The sequence below is a fragment of the Phenylobacterium sp. GW821-FHT12F10 genome, assembly GCF_058806695.1.
Genome location: NZ_JBXAPY010000002.1, coordinates 254672 through 274179, shown reverse-complemented (window position 1 = coordinate 274179; position 19508 = coordinate 254672). Strand labels below are relative to the sequence as shown.

The 19508-nt window shown below is 69.1% G+C and carries 21 protein-coding genes; 16 read left to right on the top strand and 5 right to left on the bottom strand.

Annotated elements, in window-relative coordinates; translation table 11 throughout:
- Window positions 1-27: 27 nt before the first annotated feature.
- Entirely contained in the window at window positions 28-750 is a 723-nt protein-coding gene (locus tag AC1RN5_RS13695; RefSeq protein WP_493041713.1) for a 16S rRNA (uracil(1498)-N(3))-methyltransferase, read from the bottom strand.
- Window positions 751-853: 103 nt separating this feature from the next.
- Between AC1RN5_RS13695 and AC1RN5_RS13690 the strand changes: the two genes are divergently transcribed.
- From AC1RN5_RS13690 to AC1RN5_RS13670, 5 genes are read left to right on the top strand one after another with little or no spacing between them, the layout of a single operon-like run.
- Window positions 854-1447, top strand: coding sequence for a TetR/AcrR family transcriptional regulator (locus AC1RN5_RS13690; RefSeq protein WP_493041712.1), 594 nt, complete (start codon window positions 854-856; stop codon window positions 1445-1447).
- Window positions 1444-2607 carry an aromatic ring-hydroxylating oxygenase subunit alpha gene (locus AC1RN5_RS13685; RefSeq protein WP_493041711.1) on the top strand — a complete coding sequence of 388 codons (1164 nt, stop codon included), beginning with the start codon at window positions 1444-1446 and terminating at the stop codon, window positions 2605-2607. The genes AC1RN5_RS13690 and AC1RN5_RS13685 overlap by 4 nt, the downstream gene beginning before the upstream one ends.
- Before the next feature lie 46 nt (window positions 2608-2653).
- Window positions 2654-3421 carry a polyphosphate kinase 2 gene (gene ppk2, locus AC1RN5_RS13680; RefSeq protein WP_493041710.1) on the top strand — a complete coding sequence of 256 codons (768 nt, stop codon included), beginning with the start codon at window positions 2654-2656 and terminating at the stop codon, window positions 3419-3421.
- A gap of 7 nt (window positions 3422-3428) precedes the next feature.
- Window positions 3429-3962: a P-loop nucleotide/nucleoside kinase family protein gene (locus AC1RN5_RS13675; protein ID WP_493041709.1), complete on the top strand. Its 534-nt coding sequence runs from the start codon at window positions 3429-3431 to the stop codon at window positions 3960-3962.
- Complete coding sequence (locus AC1RN5_RS13670) at window positions 3959-5158, top strand: winged helix-turn-helix domain-containing protein (protein ID WP_493041708.1); 1200 nt, start codon at window positions 3959-3961, stop codon at window positions 5156-5158. Before AC1RN5_RS13675 ends, AC1RN5_RS13670 begins: the two co-directional genes overlap by 4 nt.
- Before the next feature lie 163 nt (window positions 5159-5321).
- Here AC1RN5_RS13670 and AC1RN5_RS13665 read toward each other — a convergent pair whose 3' ends face one another.
- Both AC1RN5_RS13665 and AC1RN5_RS13660 read right to left on the bottom strand, forming a co-directional pair.
- Window positions 5322-7109: an ABC transporter ATP-binding protein gene (locus tag AC1RN5_RS13665; protein ID WP_493041707.1), complete on the bottom strand. Its 1788-nt coding sequence runs from the start codon at window positions 7107-7109 to the stop codon at window positions 5322-5324.
- Window positions 7106-8890, bottom strand: a complete 1785-nt coding sequence (locus AC1RN5_RS13660) for an ABC transporter ATP-binding protein (RefSeq protein ID WP_493041706.1) — start codon at window positions 8888-8890, stop codon at window positions 7106-7108. Before AC1RN5_RS13660 ends, AC1RN5_RS13665 begins: the two co-directional genes overlap by 4 nt.
- 358 nt (window positions 8891-9248) lie before the next feature.
- On the opposite strand from AC1RN5_RS13660, the gene ubiA reads away from it, so the two are divergent.
- Window positions 9249-10187 (top strand): 4-hydroxybenzoate octaprenyltransferase, encoded by a 939-nt coding sequence (gene ubiA, locus AC1RN5_RS13655; protein WP_493041705.1) that lies wholly within the window; start codon window positions 9249-9251, stop codon window positions 10185-10187.
- On the opposite strand, the gene AC1RN5_RS13650 is transcribed toward ubiA, so the two are convergent.
- Complete coding sequence (locus tag AC1RN5_RS13650; RefSeq protein WP_493041704.1) at window positions 10184-10528, bottom strand: lysozyme inhibitor LprI family protein; 345 nt, start codon at window positions 10526-10528, stop codon at window positions 10184-10186. The genes ubiA and AC1RN5_RS13650 overlap by 4 nt on opposite strands.
- Window positions 10529-10640: 112 nt before the next feature.
- On the opposite strand from AC1RN5_RS13650, the gene AC1RN5_RS13645 reads away from it, so the two are divergent.
- From AC1RN5_RS13645 to AC1RN5_RS13620, 6 genes are all read left to right on the top strand, one after another.
- Window positions 10641-11576: a fatty acid desaturase family protein gene (locus AC1RN5_RS13645; RefSeq protein WP_493041703.1), complete on the top strand. Its 936-nt coding sequence runs from the start codon at window positions 10641-10643 to the stop codon at window positions 11574-11576.
- 8 nt (window positions 11577-11584) lie between these two features.
- Entirely contained in the window at window positions 11585-12247 is a 663-nt protein-coding gene (locus AC1RN5_RS13640) for a class I SAM-dependent methyltransferase (protein ID WP_493041702.1), read from the top strand.
- A 44-nt stretch (window positions 12248-12291) separates the two neighbouring features.
- Window positions 12292-12636, top strand: a complete 345-nt coding sequence (locus tag AC1RN5_RS13635; RefSeq protein ID WP_493041701.1) for a VOC family protein — start codon at window positions 12292-12294, stop codon at window positions 12634-12636.
- Window positions 12637-12688: 52 nt separating this feature from the next.
- Window positions 12689-13912 carry a S1C family serine protease gene (locus AC1RN5_RS13630; RefSeq protein WP_493041700.1) on the top strand — a complete coding sequence of 408 codons (1224 nt, stop codon included), beginning with the start codon at window positions 12689-12691 and terminating at the stop codon, window positions 13910-13912.
- A 60-nt stretch (window positions 13913-13972) separates the two neighbouring features.
- Window positions 13973-14491, top strand: coding sequence for a CxxCxxCC domain-containing protein (locus tag AC1RN5_RS13625; RefSeq protein WP_493041699.1), 519 nt, complete (start codon window positions 13973-13975; stop codon window positions 14489-14491).
- 113 nt (window positions 14492-14604) lie between these two features.
- Complete coding sequence (locus AC1RN5_RS13620) at window positions 14605-14949, top strand: MmcQ/YjbR family DNA-binding protein (RefSeq protein ID WP_493041698.1); 345 nt, start codon at window positions 14605-14607, stop codon at window positions 14947-14949.
- On the opposite strand, the gene AC1RN5_RS13615 is transcribed toward AC1RN5_RS13620, so the two are convergent.
- Window positions 14946-15170 (bottom strand): hypothetical protein, encoded by a 225-nt coding sequence (locus AC1RN5_RS13615; protein ID WP_493041697.1) that lies wholly within the window; start codon window positions 15168-15170, stop codon window positions 14946-14948. The genes AC1RN5_RS13620 and AC1RN5_RS13615 overlap by 4 nt on opposite strands.
- 93 nt (window positions 15171-15263) lie before the next feature.
- Here AC1RN5_RS13615 and AC1RN5_RS13610 point away from each other — a divergent pair, with 93 nt between their 5' ends.
- From AC1RN5_RS13610 to AC1RN5_RS13595, 4 genes are all read left to right on the top strand, one after another.
- Entirely contained in the window at window positions 15264-16790 is a 1527-nt protein-coding gene (locus tag AC1RN5_RS13610; protein WP_493041696.1) for a UbiD family decarboxylase, read from the top strand.
- 80 nt (window positions 16791-16870) lie between these two features.
- Window positions 16871-17278: an MAPEG family protein gene (locus AC1RN5_RS13605; protein WP_493041695.1), complete on the top strand. Its 408-nt coding sequence runs from the start codon at window positions 16871-16873 to the stop codon at window positions 17276-17278.
- Between the two features lie 96 nt (window positions 17279-17374).
- Entirely contained in the window at window positions 17375-18706 is a 1332-nt protein-coding gene (locus AC1RN5_RS13600) for a TldD/PmbA family protein (RefSeq protein WP_493041694.1), read from the top strand.
- Complete coding sequence (locus AC1RN5_RS13595) at window positions 18703-19497, top strand: 3'(2'),5'-bisphosphate nucleotidase CysQ (protein WP_493041693.1); 795 nt, start codon at window positions 18703-18705, stop codon at window positions 19495-19497. Before AC1RN5_RS13600 ends, AC1RN5_RS13595 begins: the two co-directional genes overlap by 4 nt.
- Window positions 19498-19508 lie beyond the last annotated feature (11 nt).

Sequence of the window (19508 nt, the reverse complement as noted above, 5' to 3'; positions counted from 1 at the left end):
AAACAGGTGGGCGCAATTCTCGAAAGCTCAAGGGGCCCGCCAGTCGCCCACGGCGGCCTGCCAGAGGGTCATGGCGCTGATGGCCGCGGTGTCGGCCCGCAGGATGCGGGGTCCGAGGGTCGCCGGGACCGTGAAGTCCAGGCTCCGCAGGCGTTCGCGCTCGGTGGGCGAGAAGCCCCCCTCCGGTCCGATCAGGATGCCCCAGGGGCCGGAATCGGCGCCGGCCAGGGCGTCGAGCACCGGCTTGGCGTCGCCGGCCTCGTCGCAGAACAGCAGGCGCCGGCCGCTCCACCCCTTCAGCAGCCTGTCCAGCTTCACCGGTTCGAGAATCTCCGGCACGTCCAGGCGGCCGGTCTGCTCGGCGGCCTCCACGGCGATGGCCTGCAGGCGGTCCACCCGCACCCGGTCGGCGTTGGTCCGCTCGGTCAGGATCGGCTGGACCCGGCGGGCGCCCAGTTCGGCCGCCTTCTCGACGATGGTCTCCAGCCGGCCGCGCTTGACCACGGCGACCACCAGGTCGAGGTCGGGGCCTGTCACCTGGGGGCGTTCCAGCCGGTCGGCCCGCAGGATCACCCGGCGTTTGCCGGTCTCGATGATCGTCGCCCGCCACTCCCCGTCGCGGCCGTTGAACACCAGAACCTCGTCGCCGACGACCTGGCGCATCACCGCGGCGAGATAGCGGCTCTGCCCGTCGTCCACCGGCAGGGCGGCGGTGGCGGCGAGATCTTGGGGCACGAAGAGGCGGATCATCCGACGCTTCTAGTGCGGCCGGGCTTGCGAGGAAACGCCGACCCTTCGCGGAGGCTCATCGAAGCTCTCTTGCGTTCTGGACTGATCAGTCCAGAATATAGCCATGGCCCGGCCCCTCGAATTCGACCGTGACGCCGCCCTCGACCGGGCGATGCGGGTCTTTTGGCGCCAGGGCTACCAGGCCGCCTCCCTGCCCGACCTGATCACCGACATGGGGATCAGCCGCAGCAGCCTCTACGCCGCCTTCGGCGACAAGCGCGGCCTGATGTCGGAATGCCTCGACCTCTTCGCCCAGCGGACCCTGCAGATCCTGGCCCGCGCCCGCGCCGGCCTGCCGCCCCTGGAGGCCCTGCGCCAGTTCTTCGACCGCAGCGTCGTCGACCCGCCCGGCGGCAAGGCGGAATGGGGCTGCCTGCTGGTGAACACGGTGCTGGAGATGGCCGATGTCGATGACGACCTGAGCGCCCACGCCGCCGCGCGGCTGGCCCAGGTTCAGGCCGGATTCGAAGACTGCCTCCGGGACGCCGGGTCGCCCGCGGCCCAGGCGGCCGAGCTCGCCGCCTTCCTGATGCTGGTCAACCAGGGCCTGCGGGTCTCAAGCCGCCGCGCCCAGCCGCTCCAGGCCCGCCGCGACCAGGTCGCCACCACCTTCCGCGTGCTCAGCGCCGCCATCCCCACCGAGGCTCCCGCGACATGAAACCCGACGTCCAGATCGAAGTCCTGCGCGAACTGATGACCCAACTGGACACCGGCGTGAACGCCGACGCCGGCGGCGTCATGTCCTGCCCCGCCAGCACCTACACCTGTCCCGACCTGGCCGCCCGCGAATGGGCGACCTTCTTCCGCGGCCACCCACAGATCGTCGGCATGACCGCCGACCTTCCCGAGCCGGGCAGCTTCATCACCTGCAACGACCTGGGCATCCCGATCCTGGTGACGCGGGACAAGGCGGGTCAGGTCCGCGCCTTTCTCAATTCCTGCCGCCATCGCGGCCCGATGGTGGAGACGGCGCGCCGGGGCCAGAAGTCGCGCTTCTCCTGCCCCTTCCACGCCTGGACCTATGATTCGTCCGGCGCCCTGATCGGCGTGCCGCAGGAGGAACAGTTCGGGGTCATCGACAAGGCTTGCCTGGGCCTGATCGAACTGCCCGCCGCCGAGCGGTTCGGCTTCCTGCTGGTCCACCCCGATCCGAAGGGCGTGATCGACACCGAGACCCTGTTCCAGGGTGTCGCCGAGGATCTCGAGCACTGGGGCTGGGGCCGCTACGTCCTGGCCCACGAACAGACCCTGGACATGAAGCTGAACTGGAAGCTCGCCACCGACACCTTCGGCGAGACCTACCACTTCAAGCGCCTGCACAAGGACACCCTGGCCAACAACTTCCACGGCGACGTGCTGTCCTACCGGTCCTACCAGCGCAACCACCGCATGGTGCTCTGCCTCAGGGGGATCGACGAGCTGCGCGGCCAGCCCGAGGCCGACTGGACCATCGAGCAGGGGGGATTCCCGGTCTACTTCCTGTTCCCCAATGTGGTGGTGAACGTCGGCAATAAGCGCATCGCGGTGGTGCGGGTCTATCCCGACCCCGAGGACTCCGGCCGCTCGATCTCGCAGATCAGCTACTATTTCGACCGCGAGGTCCTGGCGGAGAATCCGGGCATGGCCATGCTGTTCGCCGAGGGCTTCACAGCCGTGGTGGCGGCCGAGGACTACGCCACCGCCGAGACCACCCAGAAGGCCCTGGCCGCCGGCCTGCAGGACCAGCTGCTGTTCGGCCGCAACGAGCCGCCCCTGCACCACTACCACAACACCTTCCGCCGAGCGCTGGGGATGGAGCCCCTGCCGCTGGTGGGATGAGCCATCCCCCTGGCGCGGCGCCCGCTCCCCGGACTAGGCTCACCCCATGTCCAAAGATAAATCCGGCAACGACCTCAACAGCCTCGAGCAGGCCCAACTGGCCCTGGTGCGCTTCCAGCAGAAGGCGATGGAGAGCGGCGCCAAGGTGCTGATCATCTTCGAGGGCCGCGACGCGGCGGGGAAGGACGGGACGATCAAGCGCCTGACCGAACACCTGTCGGTGCGCGCCACCCGCGTGATCGCCCTGCCCAAGCCCTCCGACCGCGAGCGCAGCCAGTGGTACTTCCAGCGCTACGTCCCCTACCTGCCGGCGGCCGGCGAACTCGTGATCTTCAACCGCTCCTGGTACAACCGCGGCGGGGTCGAGCCGGTGATGGGCTTCTGCACCCCCGAGGAGCATGAGGGCTTCCTGCGCGACGTCTCCACCTTCGAGGCCATGCTCGTGGAAAGCGGCGTCTCGATCGTCAAGCTGTGGCTCGACGTCTCCAAGAAGGAGCAGGCCAAGCGCCTGGCCGAACGCCACGACGATCCCCTGAAGGTGCTGAAGTCGAGTCCCCTGGACGAGGCCGCCCAGAGCAAGTGGGACGACTACACCCGCGCCCGCGACGAGATGCTCAAGCGCACCCACGCCCCGCGCAGCCCCTGGGTCTGCGTGCGCAACGACGACAAGGAGGCCGGGCGGCTCAACGTCATGCGCCACCTGGTGAACGCCATCGCGCCCAAGGATATCGCCAAGCAGGTGAAGAACCCCGATCCCGACATCATCTTCCCCTTCGAGATCGAGGCCCTCACCGACGGACGCCTGGAGCGGTAGGCGCGCGATGGACCTGGTCTTTCTGCACGGCCCGGCCGCGGTCGGGAAACTGACGGTGGCGCGCGCGCTCGTCGCCCGCACCGGGTTCGCCCTGTTCCACAATCATCTCGTGGTGGATGCGGTCTACGCCGTGTTTGAGTTCGGGACCGAGCCCTTCATCCGCCTGCGCGAGCAGATGTGGCTGTCGGTCTTCGAGGACGCCGCGAAGATCGGCCGTTCGCTGGTCTTCACCTTCGCGCCGGAGCACACGGTCCCTGAGGCCTTCCCGGCCCAGACCCGGGACGTGGTGGAGCGCCACGGCGGCCGGGTGCGGTTCGTCCAGCTCACAGCGCCCCTGGAAACGCAGGAGCGTCGCATTGATGCGGCCTCACGGGCCGAGTTCGGCAAGCTGCGGGATCTGGAGATGCTGCGCGACCTCCGGGCCCGGGGCATCTGGGACTATCCGGAGATCCCCTCGGAACTGACTGTCGACACCGGTGTGAATTCACCCGAGCAATCGGCCGCCCTCATCATCGGGGCCCTCGGCCTGACCGTCCCATGACCGAGACCCTGACCGCCGCCGCGGCGCGGCGCATCGCCCTGGCCGCCCAGGGCTTCGCCGAGCCGCGGCCCGCCGAAGCCGGAAAACGCCATCTGCTGAAGACCATCGAGCGCCTGGGCCTGCTGCAGATCGACTCGGTCAATGTGGTCAGCCGCACCCACTACCTGCCGCTGTTCTCGCGGCTGGGCGCCTATCCGCGGCCGCTGCTGGAGGAGATCGCCTGGGGCCGGAAGCCCGCCCTGTTCGAATACTGGATGCACGAGGCCTCCCTGGCGCCCCACGCGCTGCAGCCCCTGATGCGCTGGCGGATGGAGGATGCGCGCGAAGGCGTCGGGATCTGGAAGGGGGTCGCCCGCTTCCTGCGAGAGAACCGTCCCTTCATCGACAAGGCGCTGGCCGAAATCCACGCCCGCGGCGCCATCTCGGCCGGGGAGCTGGAGATCGGCGAGAAGGGGCGCGGCGGCTGGTGGGGCTGGAGCGAGGGCAAGCGGGCCATGGAGTGCCTGTTCTGGGCCGGCGAGATCACCACGGCCACGCGGCGCACCACCTTCGAGCGGGTCTATGGCCTGCCCGCGGACGTGCATCCCAAGTCCGTGCGCGACGCTCCCACTCCCCCCCGCGACGAGGCCCAGCGCCAGCTCCTGCGCATCGCCGCCCGCGCCCAGGGCGTGGCCACCGAGCGCGACCTGCGGGACTATTTCCGCATGCCGGTGGCCGACACCAAGGCCCGCATCGCCGAACTGGCGGAGGCCGGCGACCTGGTCCCCGTCACCGTAAAGGGCTGGGACCAGCCGGCCTATCTCGACCCCGCCGCGCGGCGGCCGCGAAAGATCGCCGCCAAGGCCCTGCTCTCCCCCTTCGACAACCTGATCTGGTTCCGCGAGCGCACCGAGCGGATGTTCGGCGTGCGCGTCCGGCTGGAGATCTACACCCCGGCTCCCAAGCGGGTGCACGGCTACTACGTCCTGCCCTTCCTGCAGGGCGAGGCCATCACCGCCCGCGTCGACCTAAAGGCCGACCGCAAGGCCGGCGTCCTGGCGGTGCAGTCGGCCCATGCCGAGCCCTGGGCGGATGCGGAGACGCCCGGACTGCTGGCGGAGGAGTTGAAGCTGATGGCCGGCTGGCTCGGCCTGGCCAGCGTCCGCATCGAACCCAAGGGCGACCTGGCCGCCAGTCTCGCGGCGGCGCTGACCTAAGATCCTCCCCCAGGCGCGCAGCGCCGATGTGGGGGAGGTGGATCGTGGCGCAGCCACGAGACGGAGGGAGATCGACGTAGTCGACCCCTGACTCCCAAAAACAAGAGTCAAAGTCCCCCTCAGGCGCTGCGCGCCAGCTCCCCCAGCGGGGGAGCATCTCTCCCTACGCGGCCCCCATGGTCACCGCGTGCAGCCGCGCATAGGCGCCGCCCTTGTCCACCAGCTCGGCGTGGCGGCCTTCCTCGATCACCTGGCCGTTCTCGAAGACCAGGATACGGTCGGCGCCGCGGATGGTCGACAGCCGGTGGGCGATGACGATGGTGGTGCGGCCCACCATCAGCTCTTCCATCGCGGCCTGCACCTCCCGCTCGGTCTCCACGTCCAGGGAGGAGGTCGCCTCGTCCAGCACCAGGATCGGTGCATCCGCCAGGAAGGCGCGCGCGATGGCCACCCGCTGGCGCTCACCGCCCGACAGCTTCACGCCGCGCTCCCCCACCAGGGTGTCGTAGCCCTTGGGCAGGCGGGTGATGAAGTCATGGGCGCGGGCCCGCCTGGCGGCCAGCTCGATCTCGTCTGAGGTCGCTCCGGGCCGCGCGTAGCTGATGTTCTCGCCGATGGTGCGGTGGAACAGGGCCGGGTCCTGCGGCACCACCGCGATGGCGCGGCGCAGGGACCCTTGCGTCACCTTCGACACGTCCTGGCCGTCGATCAGGATGCGGCCAGCGTCCAGGTCGTAGAGCCGCTGGATCAGCTTGACGAAGGTCGACTTGCCCGAGCCGGTCGGCCCCACCAGGGCGATCCGCTCGCCGGGCGCGATGGTCAGGGAGAAGTCGCGATAGAGCGGCTGCTCGGCCGACTTGTAGCCGAAGGTGGCGTGGTCGAAGACCACCTGCCCCAGCTCGCCGGCGAAGGGCGGCGCGCCCGGGGCGTCGGCCACTTGGGCCGACAGGGTCGAATAGCGGGCCACGTCCTCGACGTCGTCCAGGCCCTTCTGCAGCATGCGGATGTTGTCGCCGATGTTGCGCAGATAGCCGCTCATCAACATGAAGGAGGTGACCCCGAAGGCCACGTCGCCCGCCGTCGCCTCGCCCCGGCCCCACAGCCGCAGCAAGAGACCGGTGAGCCCCGCCTGCAGCAAGACCAGCACCAGGTTCTGCACCAGCCAGATGTCCATGAACCGGCTCCAGGTGCGGATGATGTTGAAGCGCCACAGCTCGGTGACCCCGGCGATCCGCGCGGCCTCGCGGTCCTCGGCGCCGAAGCCCCGGACCGTCGCGTTCGACGCGATGGAGTCGGCCAGGGCCCCGCCGATCCGGCTGTCGAGCCCCACCGACTTGAGATTCAGCGGCCGGGCGAAGCGAGTCGTGAGGAAGATGTTGGAGGCGATGTAGAGCACCACCGTCCCGAGCGAGAACAGCCCCACCATCGGCCAGCGCAGGATCATCATCACCGACAGGCCGACGAGGACGGCCAGCGCCGGGCCCAGCCACATGACCACGGCGTCGGAGACCACGTCATAGCCCCACATGGCGCGGCTGAGCTTGCGCACCGTGGCGCCGGAGAAGTTGTCCCCGTGCCAGTCGGCGGAGAAGGACTGCACCTTCTCGAATCCCTCGTCGGTCATCTCCCGCATGTTCTTGGCCGCCAGTGGAATCCAGAACCGGGTCGAGAGGTTGCGGATCACCGAGGCGGCCAGATAGACGCCGACGAACATCGCCCAGGCCACCCAGGCCAGGTCCGCGCTCGACGGTCCCGCCGCCACGGCGTCCACCAGCCGCCCCGAGGCCCAGGGCATGGCCAGGTCGAAGCCGATGGCGGCGAGCGTCGTCACCAGGGTGCCGGCCAGCAGCCAGGGCCGGCGCAGCCAGTAGCCGACGATGAAGCCCAGGACCTGGCGGTTGCTCAGCACCCGGTTGGCGGACTCGTCGGCCTCTTCATAGTGCTCGGTCACGCGCCGGCCTCCGTCACAGCATGCAGGCGGGCATAGGCGCCGCCCCTCGCCACCAGGTCCGCGTGGCGGCCCTCCTCCACCAGCTGGCCACCCTCGAACACCAGGATGCGATCGGCGCCCCGGATGGTCGAAAGGCGGTGGGCGATGACCACCGTGGTGCGGCCGATCATCAGCTCCTCCATGGCCGCCTGGACCTGCCGCTCGGTCTCGACGTCGAGGGAGGAGGTGGCCTCGTCCAGCACCAGGATCGGCGCGTCCGCCAGGAAGGCGCGGGCGATCGCCACCCGCTGCCGCTCGCCGCCCGACAGCTTCACGCCGCGTTCGCCCACCAGGGTATCGTAGCCCCGGGGCAGGCCGGCGATGAACTCGTGGGCGCGGGCGCGCTTGGCGGCCAGGATGATCTCGTCCTGGGTGGCCTCGGGCCGGGCGTAGCTGATGTTCTCGCCGATGGTGCGGTGGAACAGGGCCGGGTCCTGCGGCACCACGGCGATGGCGCGGCGCAGGGAGCCCTGGGTGACCCGGGCGATGTCCTGGCCGTCGATGAGGATACGGCCGGCCTGCACGTCGTAGAGCCGTTGCAGCAGCTTGACGAAGGTCGACTTGCCGGCCCCCGTCGGCCCCACCAGGGCCACGCGTTCGCCAGGCGCCACCACCAGGGTGAAGTCCTGGTACAGCGGCCGGGCGGCGTTCTGGTAGCCGAAGGTGACGCGGTCGAAGACCACCTCCCCCAGCTCGCCCCGGAACGGTTTGGCGTCGGCGCGGTCGGCCAGCTGCGGCTCGGTGCGCATGTAGGTGGCGACATCGACCATGTCGTCGAGGCCCTTCTGCAGCATGCGGGTGATCTCGCTGAAGTTCCGCATGTAGCCGGCGATCACGATGAAGGAGGTGATGCCGAAGGCCACGTCGCCCGGCGTCGCGTCGCCACGGCTCCAGGCATGGACGAGTTGCCCCGTCAGGCCCGCCTGCAGCACCACCAGGAACAGGTTCTGCCCCCAGCTGACGGTGTTGAAGCGGTTCCAGGTCTTGTGCTGGGCCGCGCGCCAGGTGGACACGTGGTCGCTGAACCGCTTCTCCTCCCGCGCCTCCGCGCCGAAGCCCTTCACCACCGGATTGCCGCCGATGGCGTCGGCCAGGTTGGCGCCGATCTGGGAGTCCAGCGCCGTGGAGGCCAGGTTGGCCGGGCGGATGTAGTGGGTCGAAACCACGATGTTGAAGATGGCGAAGGCGACCACCAGCAGGGCCACGAACACGCCGGCCGCCGGCCACTTCAGACCGATGGAGATGGCCAGGCCCGACAGCACGACCAGGGTGGGCGTCAGCATCCACAGCAGGGCGTCCGAGGCGCTGTCGTAGCCCCACATGGCGCGGCTCACCCGCCGCACCGTGGCGCCGGCGAAATTCGACGCGTGCCAGTCGGCGGAGAAGGCCTGCACCCGGGCGAAGGCCCTCGTCACCATCCGCGCCATGATCCGCGAATAGTAGCCGTTGGACAGGCGGAACATGCCGCTGCGCAGGCTGTAGAAGGCCAGGTACAGGGCCGAGAGACTGGCCCAGGCGATCCAGGCCTTGTCGGTGGGCGAGGTGGGGGTCGCCACCGCGTCGATCAGGCCGCGGGTGGCCCAGGGGATCGACAGGTCGCAGGCGGTCGAGCCCAGCATCATGAGGGCGATCAGGGCGAACCGGCGCGGCTCGCCCATCCAGTGGCCCGCCATGAAGGCGATCACCTGGGAGTTGGTCAGGGTGCGGGGACGATTGTCCTCGTCGTCTAAGATCTCGGTCATTTGAGCCGTCGGAGTGCGATGACGGCGGGGGATGCGGCGAGAGTCCGCGCATCGGCGACGTCATGGAAAATGGGGAGCGACTGGGGTTTCCAGCGCGGGTCGGCGAACACGGGAGAATTCCTGGGCGGGCGCGAAGGGTGCGCGGCCCCGGGGAAATCTCAGGTCAGCAGAAAGACCCGGCGGCGCGTGCGGTGAGGGCGGTGGCTGGGATGACTTTCATCTTTGCTGACCCTCCTTTCCGGTCACGTCGTCTGTGGAGCCGGGAAGCTAGGCGGGTGAGATTCCCCCGTCAAGCGACGGCGTTACGCCAAATTGTGACTGCGGCGCGAAAGCCACGGTCTGGTATGCAGGGGCTAAGATGACCACCGCCTCACACCTCCCCGACGCCGCCCCCACCAACTGGGTCGACCGCCATGCGCCGCCGGCCCTGCGCCCCTGGCTGAAGCTCGGACGCTTCGACCGGCCGACGGGGATCTGGCTGCTGATGCTGCCCGGCTGGCAGGGGATCGCCCTGGCCGGCGCCATGGACCGGCAGTGGCCGGACGCCCTGCTGATGCTGAAGGTCTTGGTCGGCGCGGCCCTGATGCGGGCGGCGGGCTGCGCCTATAACGACATCGTCGACCGCGACTTCGACGCCAAGGTGGCCCGCACGGCGGGCCGGCCAATCCCGTCCGGCCAGATCAGCGTCAAGCAGGCCTGGGCCTTCCTGGTCGCCTGCGCCCTGGTCTCGCTCGTCATCCTGCTGACCATGGGGGCGCTGGCCATCGGCCTGGGCGTGGCGTCGCTGGGCCTGGTGGTGGCCTATCCCTTCATGAAGCGGATCACCTGGTGGCCGCAGGCCTGGCTGGGCCTGACCTTCAACTGGGGGGCCCTGCTGGGCTATGCGGCGGCGACGGGGCGGATCGAGTGGCCCGCGGTCCTGCTCTACGCCTCGGGGATCTTCTGGACCCTGGGCTATGACACCATCTACGCCGTCCAGGACCTGGAGGACGACGCCCTGGCCGGGGTGAAGTCCTCGGCCCTGCGGCTAGGGTCGGCGGCGCCCAAGGCGGTGCTCGGCTTCTACGTGGCGGCCTTCGTCCTGGCCCTGGGCGCGGCCTGGGTCGGCGGGCTCGGCCCCCTGTTCCTGCCGCCGGCGGCCCTGTTCGGCGCCCATCTTTCGCGCCAGGCCGCCCGGCTCGACGTCAGCGACGGCGCCGCGGCGCTCGCCCTCTTCAAGTCCAACAGCCTTGCGGGCCTGATGCTAGCGATCGCGCTCGCCGCCGGGATGTGGGCCGGACCGGCGTCCTCGATCTAGAACGGCCCCTGGCTGTAGACGTGGGTCAGCACCTGGTTCAGCTGGTCGATGCGGCGGGCATAGGCCCGGGTCAGGCAGGCGCGGTTGGCGCCGCAGGCGTGCCGGGACTGCAGCCACTGGATCTGGTCGTCCTGGATCGCGCCGCGCTGGCCCATGGCCACCAGGTGCTGGGTGATCTCGTAGAGCTGGGCCAGGCGGACGTCCTGGTCGTTGAGGGCCAGGTTGGCGCAGATGGCCCGCTCGTCGGCCTGGCGGGCGCGGGCGCAGTTGAAGCTGGCCGCCTGGGCGCCGCCGGCGGTGAGGGTGGCGGCGAGGACGAGGATCGCGAGGCGCTGGCGCATGGGTCTCTCCGAAGTTCGCCCGAACCCTAACCCTTCAAATCCCCGTGCCCAAGGACGTCCGTGACCCAGGGTCACGCTGTTTCGGCGGCCGATCTTGTGGGATAATTTCTGTATGGCAGCCGCAGCACGCGTCGATCCCAAGACCTATTTCGCGCCCGACGACTTCGCGCGCCTGGCCGCCCATTCCAACTGGCGGGGCCTGGCCCTGGTGGCCCACGCCTGGATCGTGATCCTGGCGGCCGGCGCCATGGTGGTGGTCTGGCCCCTGACCCTGCCGCTGGCCATCATGATCATCGGCGGCCGCCAGCTGGGCCTGGCCATCCTGATGCACGACGCCGCCCACGGGGCCCTGCACAAGAACCTCAAGGTCAACGACTTCGCCGGGGAGTGGCTGACCGGCGGCGGCCTGGCCCGTTACCGCCCCTATCACCTCACCCACCACCGCTTCGCCCAGCAGGCCGAGGATCCGGACCTCGGCCTCTCGGCGCCCTTCCCGATCACCCGGCTGTCCCTGCGCCGCAAGCTGGTGCGCGACCTCACCGGCCAGACCTTCTTCAAGCAGCGGTTCGGCGATCTGGTGGCCCGGCTGAAGGCCCGCCAGCCCGGCCAACCCCTGCTGCCGATCCTGGCCGAAGAGGTTCGCCGCAAGCGCCGCTGGCTGCTGGGGGGCGTGGTCATCACCGCCATCGGCGCCCCCTTCGGCGCCTGGTGGGCCTGGCCGGTGCTGTGGGTCCTGCCCCAGGCCACCTGGTATCCGATGATCACCCGGCTGCGGAACATCGCCGAGCACGCCTGCATCGCCAAGGACGAGCCCGACCCCCTGCGCCACGCCCGGACCACCAAGGCCAACCTGCTCGAGAGGGCCCTGCTGGCCCCCTACTATGTGAACTACCACTGCGAACATCACATGTTCATGCACCTGCCCTGCTATCAGCTGCCACGGGCGCACCGGGCCCTGGTGGCGTCGGGCGCCGCCGAGGGCATGCTGATCGAGCCCGGCGGCTATCTGAAGGTCTTGTCCCTGGCGGCGGGCAAGGCGGCCAGCTAAGCGGGGGGATGATCGATCCCAGCCTGGAGGGCCGCCGCGCCTTCATCCTCGAGAACACCCGTCTGCAGACACCGCCCCATACGCCGGAGTTGGAGCTGTATCTCGCCGACGAGATCACCCCGATCTGGCGGATAACCGAGGAGGCCCTGGCCGAGATCGGCCTGCCGCCGCCCTTCTGGGCCTTCGCCTGGGCCGGCGGCCAGGCCCTGGCGCGCTACATCCTCGACAAGCCCGAGATCGTGGCCGGCAAGCGGGTGATCGACTTCGCCTCCGGCTCCGGCATCGTCGGGATCGCGGCCATGCAAGCCGGCGCGGCGAGCGTCCTGGCCGCCGATATCGACGGCTTCTGCGGCGCGGCCCTGTCATTGAACGCCCAAGCCAACGGGGTGAGTGTCGACTTCACCGACGCCAACCTGCTGGACGCTCCGGCGCCGGCGGCCGATGTCATCCTGGCCGGCGACATCTGCTACGAAAAGCCGATGACCGACGCGGTCATGGCCTGGCTGATCGCCGCGCGGACGGCCGGGGCCACGGTGCTGATTGGCGACCCGGGCCGCAGCTACTTCCCCCGCTCGGGTCTCACCAAGCTGGCCGAGTACCAGGTGGCCACTACGCGCGAACTGGAGGACCGGGAGGTGAAGAAAACCTGCGTCTGGACTCTGTCGGAATGAGCTCCTAGAAAAGAACAAACACGGAACTGAAAGCGGCGACCGAAATGCGCGAAGACGGCAAGATCGACTATGTGGAGCTGCCGGGTACGGACCTGCCCGCCACCAAGAGCTTCTACGGCCAGGCCTTCGGCTGGACCTTCACCGACTATGGCCCGACCTATGCGGCCTTCGGCGACGCCGGCCTAGACGGCGGCTTCCAGGCCGACCCCGCCGAGCTTCCAAAGGCGCCCCTGGTGGTGATCTTCACCCGCGATATCGAGGCCATGCTGGCCAAGGTGGCGGCGGCGGGCGGCGAGATCGTCAAGCCGATCTTCAGCTTCCCCGGGGGCCGGAGGTTCCACCTCCGCGACCCGAGCGGGAACGAGCTGGCGGTGTTTACCGAGGATTGAATCCGGCGCGGAGCCTGTGCTGTAGTTCCAGACAGATAGCGGGGGGCGAAGTATGCGTGGCGTGGTTGTTGGGTTGGCGCTGGGGTTGCTGGCGGGGCCGGCTGCGGCCCAGACGATCCCGCTAGGCGCAAAGACCCTGCCGGTCTCGCTGGCGCGGGTGGTTTTCGATCTGGCGCCAGGCCAGGTGTGGGGTGAGTTCAGCGGCGGCCTGCTTTGCATTCCCCGGGGCAGCCTGAAATGGCGGGATGGTCGGACGGATGTCGACGACAACATCTTCCCCGATAGCTTCCGCCGCGAGGTCCGCGCCGTGGGCTTCGAAAGCGGTAGCGACAGTCTGTTCGAGAACGCCTCCGACGCGGGAGAATTCACGGTTGGCGCGCGGATCAAGTCGGTTACCGCCCGCGTATGCCGCGCCAAGTCCGAATATGTCTCGGAACGCGAGAAGGGCTCGATGTCCCTCACGGTCGAGTGGCAGATCTATTCGCGGCTTCAGCGGAGGGTCGTGGCCACGGTCTCCACCAGCGGTGAATTTTCCATCGACAGCTTCCAGCGCGACCCCGTGGTCACCCCGCTCGTCGTCGGCGCATTTCGCCAGTCGGTCCGATCGTTGATCGACACGGACGAATTCCGGAAAGTCTTCGTCCTGGACGCGGATCAGGCGGCCTCCGAGCGCAAAGCCCAATCGAACGATCCCATCGTACTGAGCGGGCCTCCGCCCGGTGCCCGTCCGATCTCAGACGCTTCCGGGGCGGTGGTCGTCGTCCTGGCCGGGGGCGGCCACGGTAGCGGTTTCCTCGTCTCGTCCGACGGCTATGTCATCACCAATGAGCACGTGGTGGGAAAGGAGACCAAGGTTCGTATCCGCTGGTCCGATGGGTTCGAGAGCGACGGGGAGGTCATCCGCAGCCACAAGGCCCGCGACGTCGCCCTGATCCGCACCAATCCGCACGGACGCCAGCCGCTCTACCTCCAGCGCGGCGCGGCGGTCCCCGGCGCAACGGTGTACGCGGTGGGCGCCCCTTTGGACATCAAGCTCCAGAGCACCGTGACCAAGGGCATCGTCTCGGCGAACCGCCTTGATGACGGCTTCACCTTCATCCAGAGCGATGTGGCGGTGACCCACGGAAACAGCGGGGGTCCGTTGCTGAACGAGAAGGGTGCCGTGGTGGGCATCACCGACTGGGGTCGGACGGAGGATGGCATGCCTGTCAGCCTCAACTTCTTCATCCCCATCGGCGACGCCCTGGACTTCCTGAACCTCAAGACAGCGCCCTGAGACAAAAGCGTCACGGGAGTGTCGTAGTCCCTTGAGCCGACCATCGGCTGAGGACTTGCGATGAAGAGCTGCGGCGAGTGCGGGATGTGCTGCAAGCTGCTGGCCATCGCGCCCCTCGACAAGGCGGCCGGCGACTGGTGCGTCAACTTCAAGCGCGGCGCGGGCTGTTCGATCTATGCCGATCGGCCGCCGCCCTGCGTCGGCTTCCTGTGCCTGTGGCTGGACTCAGAGAAACTGGACGAGGCCTGGCGGCCCGACCGCGCCCGCTTCCTGATGTACACCGAGAAGGACGGCCGCCGGCTGAACGTCATCGTCGATCCGGCCAGCCCCATGGCCTGGAAGCGCGAGCCCTACTATGCGCGCATCAAGGCCATGTCGCGCCGGGTGCTGGAGGGGTTCGAACTGGTGGTCTGCATCGACACCCGCCGGATCGTCATCTTCCCGCACGAAGACGTGGACCTGGGCCTGGTCGATCCCGACCACAAGATCGTCTCCGGCTATGCCGAGCGCGACGGCCAGAGCGTGCCCTACGCCATGGTGTTGAGCGATGTCGGCGAGCCGAGGCTGGCCCAGGGCTGAGGCCCCGGACTATGCTGGGGATGACGCCGGCCTTCCTTCCACGCCCCTGGCCATCCGGATCGAGGCCTCCGCGGAAGGTCGCCGCTCGGCCCGTCCAAAAGATGGAGGACTCCATGACCACCGACGAGATGCGCGAGATCGTCCTGTCGTTTCCCGGCGTCGAGGAGGGCATGTCCTACGGCTCGCCGGCCTTCAAGGTGAACGGCAAGTTCTTCACCCGCCTGCGCCGCGACGACCAGAGCATGGTGCTGACCGGGATCAGCTTCGACGAGCGGGAGATGCTGATGGAGGCCGAGCCGGCCACCTTCCACATCACCGCCCACTACAAGGACTATCCCGCCGTGCTGGCCCGGATCGACAGCCTGCATCCCGGCTCGTTCCGCAACTTTCTGGATCGCCGCTGGCGGGAGATCGCGCCCAAGAAGTGGGTCAAGGAATTCGACGCGGCTCGGGCCTAGAACTCGTCTTCCATCATCGCGCGGAACTGCTCGAAGATCTCCGAGGCCTGTTCCTCCGGCGGCGGTTCGGGCTCCTCGGTGGCGACCACGACGGGGGCGCCGCCAGTCAGGTGGCCGGCCACCATGCCGTCCTGGACCAGCAGCAGTTCCTCACCCTCGGCCAGGCCAGTAAGCAGTTGGGCGAGCTTGGGGGGCAGGTCGTCGAGGTCGAGGCGTTTCATGATTGGGATTTTAGCCCGCCGCTCCGCCGCCGCAAAGGGTGACAGAGGCGCGCCCCGGCCCTAGCTTCCGCCCGCGCATCTCTGGGAGCATTCATGGCCTATCGGTCCTTGCGGGACTTCATCGCCAAGCTGGAAGCCGCCGGCGAACTGGTGCGGGTCAAGGAGCCCGTTTCATCCGTGCTTGAGATGACCGAGATTCAACGTCGGCTGCTGGCCACCGGCGGTCCGGCCGTGCTGTTCGAGAACGTCACCCGCGCCGACGGCGAGCCCTCGGGAATGCCCTGCCTGGTCAACCTGTTCGGCACGGTCAAGCGCGTGGCCATGGGGGTCACCCTGGAGGGGCGCGAACGCACCACCGCCGCCGACCTGCGCGAGGTGGGCGAGCTGCTGGCCTTCCTGCGCAGCCCCGAACCGCCCCGCGGCCTGAAGGACGCCTGGGACATGCTGCCGCTGGCCAAGACCATCATGGCCATGCGCCCGGCGACGGTGAAGAAGGCCCCGGTGCAGGAGATCGTCTGGACCGGCGACCAGATCGACCTTTCCAAGCTGCCCATCCAGACCTGCTGGCCCGGCGAGCCCGCGCCCCTGATCACCTGGCCCCTGGTGGTGACCAAGGGCCCGTCGGAGGACCGGGAGGACGACTACAATCTCGGCATCTACCGGATGCAGGTGCTGTCCAAGGACCGCACCATCATGCGCTGGCTGGCCCATCGCGGCGGCGCCCAGCACCACCGCCGCTGGAAGAGCGCCGGCAAGCGCGAGCCCCTGCCCGCCTGCGTGGTGATCGGGGCCGATCCCGGCACCATCCTGGCCGCCGTGACCCCGGTGCCCGACACTCTGTCGGAATACCAGTTCGCCGGTCTGATGCGCGGCGCCAAGGTGGAGCTGGTGGCGGCCAAGACCGTGCCCCTCATGGTCCCGGCCGAGGCCGAGATCGTCATCGAGGGCCACGTCCTGCTGGACGAATACGCCGACGAGGGCCCCTACGGCGACCACACCGGCTACTACAACTCCGTCGAACAGTTCCCGGTCTTCCAGGTGAGCGCCATCACCATGCGGAAGAACCCCATCTATCTCACCACCTTCACCGGCCGGCCGCCGGACGAGCCGTCGGTGTTGGGCGAAGCGCTGAACGAGGTCTTCATCCCCCTGCTGCGCCAGCAGTTCCCGGAGATCGTCGACTTCTGGCTGCCGCCCGAGGGCTGCTCCTACCGCATCGCCGTGGTCTCCATGAAGAAGGCCTATCCGGGCCACGCCAAGCGCGTGATGATGGGCGTCTGGAGCTATCTGCGGCAGTTCATGTACACCAAGTGGGTGATCGTCGTGGACGACGACATCGACGCCCGCGACTGGAAGGACGTCATGTGGGCGCTGTCGACCCGCATGGATCCGGCCCGCGACATCACCCTGATCGAGAACACCCCCATCGACTATCTGGACTTCGCCTCCCCCGAGAGCGGGCTGGGGTCGAAGGTGGGCCTGGACGCCACCAACAAGTGGCCGCCGGAGACCCATCGCGAGTGGGGCGAGAAGCTCGGCATGGACGAGGCGACGGTGAAACTCGTGACCGAAAAGTGGGCCAGGCTTGGCCTGCCCGGCGGCGGAGCGCCTGTCACCTAGGGGTGCAGAGGCTTGCCCTTTGCCGATTTCCGACCCCAACTGCGCGCCTGCCCGGGGGGGCCTAGTGGGGGAGTGACACCATGGACGCCGTGACATCGACATCGGGCAACGCCGCGGCCCTCTGGGTCGGCCTGCACATGTTCCTGCTGCTGGTCCTGTCCCTGCTGGTGGTGCGCCAGCGCCAGAAGCACAAGGTGGCGCTCGGCGACGAGGGCATTCCGGAGCTGGCCCAGGCCATCCGCGCCTTCGGCAACGCCACCGAATACATCCCCGCCGCCATGGCCGGCCTCGCCGTCCTGGCGCTGGTGAACGCGCCGACCCTGGCCATCCACCTGGCGGGCTTCGTGATGTTCGTGGGCCGCGGCCTGCACGCGGTGGGCCTGTCCAACAGCGGCGGCACCTCGTTCCCGCGCGCGATCGGCGTCCTGATGACCTGGCTGGCCTATGTCTTCATCGGCGTGGCCCTGCTGTTCTACGCCATCGCCTGAGCGTGACAGGCAAAGTGGAGGCGGTTTCGCCGTCCGTCACGCCCACGAGAGGGCGCCGGGCTTGCCCCGGAGCCTTCGCCCGGCCATATCCACCGCATGGAAGAGAGCCTCTTAGCCGATGTCGTCGCCGCCGCCCTGAAGGCCGGCGCCGATAGCGCCGAAGCCGTGGGCGCCGAGCGCGCCGCCCTTGGGATCAATGTCCGCCTCGGCAAGCTGGAGGAGGTGGAGCGCGAAGAGTCGCGCGACCTGGGCCTGCGGGTCTTCGTCGGCAAGCAGCAGGCCACCGTGTCGGGCTCCGATATCTCCGCGGACGCCCGCGCCAAGCTGGTGGAACGCGCCGTGGCCATGGCCCGCCTGGCGCCGGAGGATCCCTATTCCGGTCTCGCCGACCCCAGCCGCCTGGCCCGGGGCCCGTTCCCCGACCTCGACCTCTATGACGCCGCCGAGCCGACCCCCGAACAACTGGAGGACCGGGCCCGCGCCGCCGAGGACGCCGGCCGCGCCATGCCCCGCGTCACCAATTCCGACGGCGGATCGGCCTCCACCTCCTCCGGCCAATGGCGGCTGGTCACCTCCGGCGGCTTCTCCGGCGTGCACCGCGCCTCGAGCTATTCCATCGGGGTCTCGGTGATCGCCAGCGAGGGCGACGAGATGGAGGGGGGCTATGATGGCCGCTCCACCCGCTGGCAGTCCGACCTGCCGACCCCCGAGAGCATCGGCGCCGAGGCCGGCCGCCGGGCCGCCGCTCGGCTGGGCGCCCGCAAGATCGACTCCACCACCGCCCCGGTGATCTTCGAGAACCGCCTGGCCATGTCCCTGATCGGCCCGTTGATCGGCGCCATCTCGGGGCCCTCCATCGCGCGCGGCAACTCCTTCCTGAAGGACAGGCTGGGCCAGCAGATCTTCGCCAAGGGAATCACGGTCACCGACGATCCGCACAAGATCCGCGGCCTGGGCTCCTCCCCCTTCGACGACGAGGGGGTGGCCAACCGCGCCTGGAATCTGATCGACGACGGCGTCCTCACCACCTGGCTGATGAACTCGTCCTCGGCCCGCCAACTGGGCCTGGAGACCACCGGCCACGCCTCCCGGGGCCTCGCCGGTCCTCCGGGCGTCAGCACCACCAACCTGACCCTGCTTCCCGGGGACATGGACCAGGCCGCCCTGATGGCGCAGGCCGGCAAGGGCGTGCTGATCACCTCGATGTTCGGCCCCTCGCTGAACGCCAACACCGGCGACTGGTCGGTGGGCTGCGCTGGCTTCTGGTTCGAAGGCGGCGAGCTGGCCTATCCGGTGACCGAGATCACCGTGGCCGGCAACCTGATCGACATCTACGCCCGCCTGATCCCCGGCTCGGACCTGGAGTTCCGGGGTTCAGCCAACGCGCCCTCGATCCTCGTCGACGGCCTGGCCATAGCTGGGAAATGAGCCGAGCCGGCGCGGATCTCGACCTGATCGTCGCCGCGGCGCGCGAGGCCGGAGACCTGGCCCTGCGCCTGCGCGGCGAGGGCCTGTCGGTGGAGATCAAGGCCGACAAGACCCAGGTCACCAACGCCGACCTCGCCACCGACGCCCTATTGACCGAGCGCCTGCGCGGCGCCCGGCCCGACTATGGCTGGTTGTCGGAAGAGACCGCCGACAACGCCGATCGCCTGGCCAACCGCCGCCTGTTCGTGGTGGACTCCATCGACGGCACCCGGGCCTTCATCCGCGACCGGCCCTGGTGGGCGGTGTCCGTCGCCGTGGTGGAGGACGGCCTGCCCATCGCCGGCGTGGTCTTCGCCCCCGACGTGGGTGAGACCTACACCGCCATCGCCGGGCAAGGCGCCTTCATGAACGGCGAACCCATCCGCGCCAGCAATTGCGACCTGGTGCACGGCTGCGGCATGATCGGCGACCAGCGGATGTTCGAGCATCCCGCCTGGCCCGAGCCCTGGCCGGCGATGCGGATCGAGGCGCGCAACTCCACCGCCTACCGCATGTGCCTGGTGGCCTCGGGCGCCTTCGACGCCGCTATCGCCATCGTGCGCAAGAGCGACTGGGACCTGGCCGCCGCCGACCTGATCGCCCGCGAGGCCGGCGCCTATTGCGGCGACCACCTGGGACAGCCCTTCGCCTACAACCAGGCCAATCCCTCGCAACCGAGCCTTGTCTGCGCGGCGCCGCGATTGGCGCCATTGATCCTTAACCGGGTCTCGCATATCGCCTTGAGGAATTGATTCACCTCGGA

What these genes read in the sequence shown, in the direction of transcription:
- AC1RN5_RS13695 (WP_493041713.1), bottom strand. Translation starts at nt 750, where the DNA reads ATGATCCGCCTCTTCGTGCCCCAAGATCTCGCCGCCACCGCCGCCCTG.
- AC1RN5_RS13690 (WP_493041712.1), top strand. Translation starts at nt 854, where the DNA reads ATGGCCCGGCCCCTCGAATTCGACCGTGACGCCGCCCTCGACCGGGCG.
- AC1RN5_RS13685 (WP_493041711.1), top strand. Translation starts at nt 1,444, where the DNA reads ATGAAACCCGACGTCCAGATCGAAGTCCTGCGCGAACTGATGACCCAA.
- ppk2 (WP_493041710.1), top strand. Translation starts at nt 2,654, where the DNA reads ATGTCCAAAGATAAATCCGGCAACGACCTCAACAGCCTCGAGCAGGCC.
- AC1RN5_RS13675 (WP_493041709.1), top strand. Translation starts at nt 3,429, where the DNA reads ATGGACCTGGTCTTTCTGCACGGCCCGGCCGCGGTCGGGAAACTGACG.
- AC1RN5_RS13670 (WP_493041708.1), top strand. Translation starts at nt 3,959, where the DNA reads ATGACCGAGACCCTGACCGCCGCCGCGGCGCGGCGCATCGCCCTGGCC.
- AC1RN5_RS13660 (WP_493041706.1), bottom strand. Translation starts at nt 8,890, where the DNA reads ATGACCGAGATCTTAGACGACGAGGACAATCGTCCCCGCACCCTGACC.
- ubiA (WP_493041705.1), top strand. Translation starts at nt 9,249, where the DNA reads ATGACCACCGCCTCACACCTCCCCGACGCCGCCCCCACCAACTGGGTC.
- AC1RN5_RS13650 (WP_493041704.1), bottom strand. Translation starts at nt 10,528, where the DNA reads ATGCGCCAGCGCCTCGCGATCCTCGTCCTCGCCGCCACCCTCACCGCC.
- AC1RN5_RS13645 (WP_493041703.1), top strand. Translation starts at nt 10,641, where the DNA reads ATGGCAGCCGCAGCACGCGTCGATCCCAAGACCTATTTCGCGCCCGAC.
- AC1RN5_RS13640 (WP_493041702.1), top strand. Translation starts at nt 11,585, where the DNA reads ATGATCGATCCCAGCCTGGAGGGCCGCCGCGCCTTCATCCTCGAGAAC.
- AC1RN5_RS13635 (WP_493041701.1), top strand. Translation starts at nt 12,292, where the DNA reads ATGCGCGAAGACGGCAAGATCGACTATGTGGAGCTGCCGGGTACGGAC.
- AC1RN5_RS13630 (WP_493041700.1), top strand. Translation starts at nt 12,689, where the DNA reads ATGCGTGGCGTGGTTGTTGGGTTGGCGCTGGGGTTGCTGGCGGGGCCG.
- AC1RN5_RS13625 (WP_493041699.1), top strand. Translation starts at nt 13,973, where the DNA reads ATGAAGAGCTGCGGCGAGTGCGGGATGTGCTGCAAGCTGCTGGCCATC.
- AC1RN5_RS13620 (WP_493041698.1), top strand. Translation starts at nt 14,605, where the DNA reads ATGACCACCGACGAGATGCGCGAGATCGTCCTGTCGTTTCCCGGCGTC.
- AC1RN5_RS13615 (WP_493041697.1), bottom strand. Translation starts at nt 15,170, where the DNA reads ATGAAACGCCTCGACCTCGACGACCTGCCCCCCAAGCTCGCCCAACTG.
- AC1RN5_RS13610 (WP_493041696.1), top strand. Translation starts at nt 15,264, where the DNA reads ATGGCCTATCGGTCCTTGCGGGACTTCATCGCCAAGCTGGAAGCCGCC.
- AC1RN5_RS13605 (WP_493041695.1), top strand. Translation starts at nt 16,871, where the DNA reads ATGGACGCCGTGACATCGACATCGGGCAACGCCGCGGCCCTCTGGGTC.
- AC1RN5_RS13600 (WP_493041694.1), top strand. Translation starts at nt 17,375, where the DNA reads ATGGAAGAGAGCCTCTTAGCCGATGTCGTCGCCGCCGCCCTGAAGGCC.
- AC1RN5_RS13595 (WP_493041693.1), top strand. Translation starts at nt 18,703, where the DNA reads ATGAGCCGAGCCGGCGCGGATCTCGACCTGATCGTCGCCGCGGCGCGC.